The sequence below is a fragment of the uncultured Gimesia sp. genome (genome assembly GCF_937919775.1).
Lineage (GTDB): Bacteria > Planctomycetota > Planctomycetia > Planctomycetales > Planctomycetaceae > Gimesia.
The window spans coordinates 1-2,952 of record NZ_CALFPF010000580.1 but is presented as its reverse complement, the minus strand read 5'-3'; the positions used below and the strand labels follow the sequence as shown (position 1 = coordinate 2,952).

At 51.7% G+C, this 2,952-nt stretch carries 4 protein-coding genes; all 4 read right to left on the bottom strand.

Annotated features, from left to right (window positions below; all coding sequences use genetic code 11):
• Window positions 1–99: 99 nt before the first annotated feature.
• Window positions 100–774: an IS630 family transposase gene (locus Q0294_RS16770; RefSeq protein WP_299467760.1), complete on the bottom strand. Its 675-nt coding sequence runs from the start codon at window positions 772–774 to the stop codon at window positions 100–102.
• Entirely contained in the window at window positions 726–1,061 is a 336-nt protein-coding gene (locus tag Q0294_RS16765) for a helix-turn-helix domain-containing protein (protein WP_299467758.1), read from the bottom strand. Before Q0294_RS16765 ends, Q0294_RS16770 begins: the two co-directional genes overlap by 49 nt.
• Before the next feature lie 560 nt (window positions 1,062–1,621).
• Window positions 1,622–2,278 (bottom strand): ThiF family adenylyltransferase, encoded by a 657-nt coding sequence (locus tag Q0294_RS16760; protein WP_299467756.1) that lies wholly within the window; start codon window positions 2,276–2,278, stop codon window positions 1,622–1,624.
• A 45-nt stretch (window positions 2,279–2,323) separates the two neighbouring features.
• The coding region (locus Q0294_RS16755) for a hypothetical protein (RefSeq protein ID WP_366917986.1) at window positions 2,324–2,952 on the bottom strand (629 nt) is incomplete at its 5' end.

The following is a 2,952-nucleotide window of genomic DNA, read 5'->3' as shown; positions in this document are numbered from 1 at the left end:
CTGTGTCCGGTTGTACCAATTCTTCCAGTTGTGACTGAACATTGTATTGTCTGTGCTCAAAATACGACTCGATAAATACATGGTTTACTGTTAATCATATCACTCCTCCGATTGATCTAGAACGCGTCTCAGATAATCGTATCGGTAGCCACAGTGTGTAATGTAGTTCCTGCTTTCTGTGCTGGTGATCTGATCGACGAGTCTGCCACAGGCTGCCCACAGACCCGGTACTGTCCGTTCTTCCGCACTTTTGATCAACCATTTAAATTTGGAAAAAGCCTGTTCAATCGGATTCAGGTCAGGACTGTAGGGAGGCAGGTACCACTGTTCGGCTCCCACAGATTCAATCGCTTCTCGCACTTCTGATCGCTTGTGGCTGCTCAGGTTATCCATGACCACAATATCTCCTTCCTGAAGAACAGAAACCAGATGCTGTTGTTCGTAAGCCACAAACAAATCACCATTGATCGCTCCATCAACAACGAGGGGAGCCACTAAGCCACTGGTTCGTAAACCGGCCAGGAATGTAGTCGTTTTCCAATGCCCGTGAGGTGTCCTGGCAATCAACCGGGTACCTTTTAATGAGCGTCCCCTGGGGCGAGTCATATTTGTTTTTGCCCATGTTTCGTCGAGAAAAACGAACCGTTCCGGATCCAGTCCCTGCTGTCTTACTTTCCATTCAGCACGACGTAGTTGAACATCAGGGCGATCCTGCTCTGATGCGATCAGGACTTTTTTTTGAGAGTGAGCTTTAAGCGTTTTAATGCGCGACACAACGTCTGACGACAGAGTGTTGTGCCAAGCCGATCCTTCAATTCTTGCAGAGTGATATCCGGTTTATCAGAGACTGAAGTCTGAATACGATCTACCAGTGAATGCCACTGGGGAACTCGTTTACGTCTGGTGGCAGGGCTGGTTTTTCCGTGCTCTCGAAACTCTTGTTTGACCCGTCTAACCCACGATTCGCTGCATTGAAATTGCAACGCAATCTCCCGGGTTGTTAAACCGGCTGCATACGCTTTCAGAACTTCGAGGCGGCGTTCTTTGGAATAAATCAACATGTGAAATCCTCCATGAAATGAGATCTCACCAGCCTACCTGGCTTACCGCATTCGCGCTAGAGTTAAATGTGATGCGCTCTAGCCACCTTAACCACGTCCAGCTGAAATGTGGTAACATTTCGATATTGGACTTTGTTTAGGGAGAGTGAGAAATCCCGCCGCCGGTACTCGTGAGCGTAGGAGTATGGTGAAGACGGACATGGGCGGGACACAGGGACAATCTACGCGATACCAGCATGAAGAACCCACGAAACGCCTGTCCAAATCCGAATTCTGGTCGCGGGAGCCAAGACATGGGAATCGTGGCAACAAAAACGACGGAAATTCATCCGGTATTGCTTTGGGGATGTGACAGACTCCCCATTTTCGTACCAGTTGTTATGAGAGCTGGTTTGTATCTTGACCTTGCCCCCAAGAATGACACCCGTCATACGACTTAGATTCATGGTGTTTACTGATAGATAAAAAAAACAGGAATTACGGGCCACCATTTCTGGTGACCCTCAGTGCTCCTTGTCTGATCAGTTATCACAACTGAGTAAATTGAATCGAATGTTCCTTTATGCGGCTGTTAATTCACCTGCCAACAGATTCAGCGTCATGTCGAAATCAACGGGAAGTTTTCGCAGCCAGCGTGTGAACTGATGCAGCATCAGACCGGCGGCGATACTGGCCGTGTAGATTGTGCTGCGAGAGGTACAGGCACCTGTCTGTGCTTCCGCCTGGGCAAATAAAGTGGAATCGTAATGCGCGCGGGTTTCTAAATCCGTAGCAGTCAGGATCCGCAGGACTTCCCCCCGCATCCGCCCGTCACACCAGAAACGACATTGATGGCGCAACGAGCGCCAGATGGCGGCCCGGCTGCTGATCGAATCCACGCAGACAAATACTGCTGCTCCCGTCAACAGCCCGGGCCGAAACCGATCCACGACCAACTCTGTTTCCAACCCGGCATCGATGGCCTGCAGCGCACGCGCCGTAGCATCCACTTTGAACTGGCCCAAATCTGCTTCCAGATAGCCCTGGGTGGTGATATTGGTCGGTTCCACTTTGTCGAAATCAATCAGCTGCAGCCGCCGCACTCCCAGAGCGGCCAGCTGAATGGCCACCTGCCGTCCAATGGCACCGACGCCGATGACCGTCACCGTTAACGGTTTGAGTTTTTCCATCGGTACCAGTTCTGACTGACGGATAAAACGATCAGTTACAAGATTCATAGTTTCTCCTTGTTCTATTTCGAAGTGGTAAATAAACGGGGATACTTATATTGGAAAAACAGGCCACTGCTCAGCAGGGGGGAATCCACAGTCCAACCATTCGGCCAGATCCCACAACAGCGGCAGTGGTGCCTCCTGCACACACTGCAGGTACTCTGCTTCCCAGTCTTCCTGATTGCTGGCGGCAAACTCTGGTTTAAAATCAATGCCGACAGACAGCTTCTCGGCCACTGACTTGCCGGAACGTTTTAGCTCCCCATACGTGGCCCCGTTACGGGCGAGAATCAACATCACCGCCCAGTCACAGTGGCCGAACACGCGGGCGAAGGTCTCGACATCGACCTGACTGGGTTGCGCGGAGTGACCGGGATGCGTGTGGATCCAGACCCGCCCGAAATTCTCCGGATGTCGACCCGCATCGATCTGGTCGTCAAAGAAGTCAGCCACCGCGGTATCATCAAAGACCACGGTCACGTCAGTACAAGACTGCTGGATCAGCACCACATCGTTCACGAACCGGGGATCTGCAGGATCAGTGATTCCGAAGCCACCGACCTCCGTCGGCCCCCGGTCACGCAGGTAGATCAGCTTGGCCCAGGCATACGGACTGAACCGCAGTATAGAACGTTTGCGCTGTTTCTGGCGTTTCCGACGGGGACGGTGTAACAGACGGT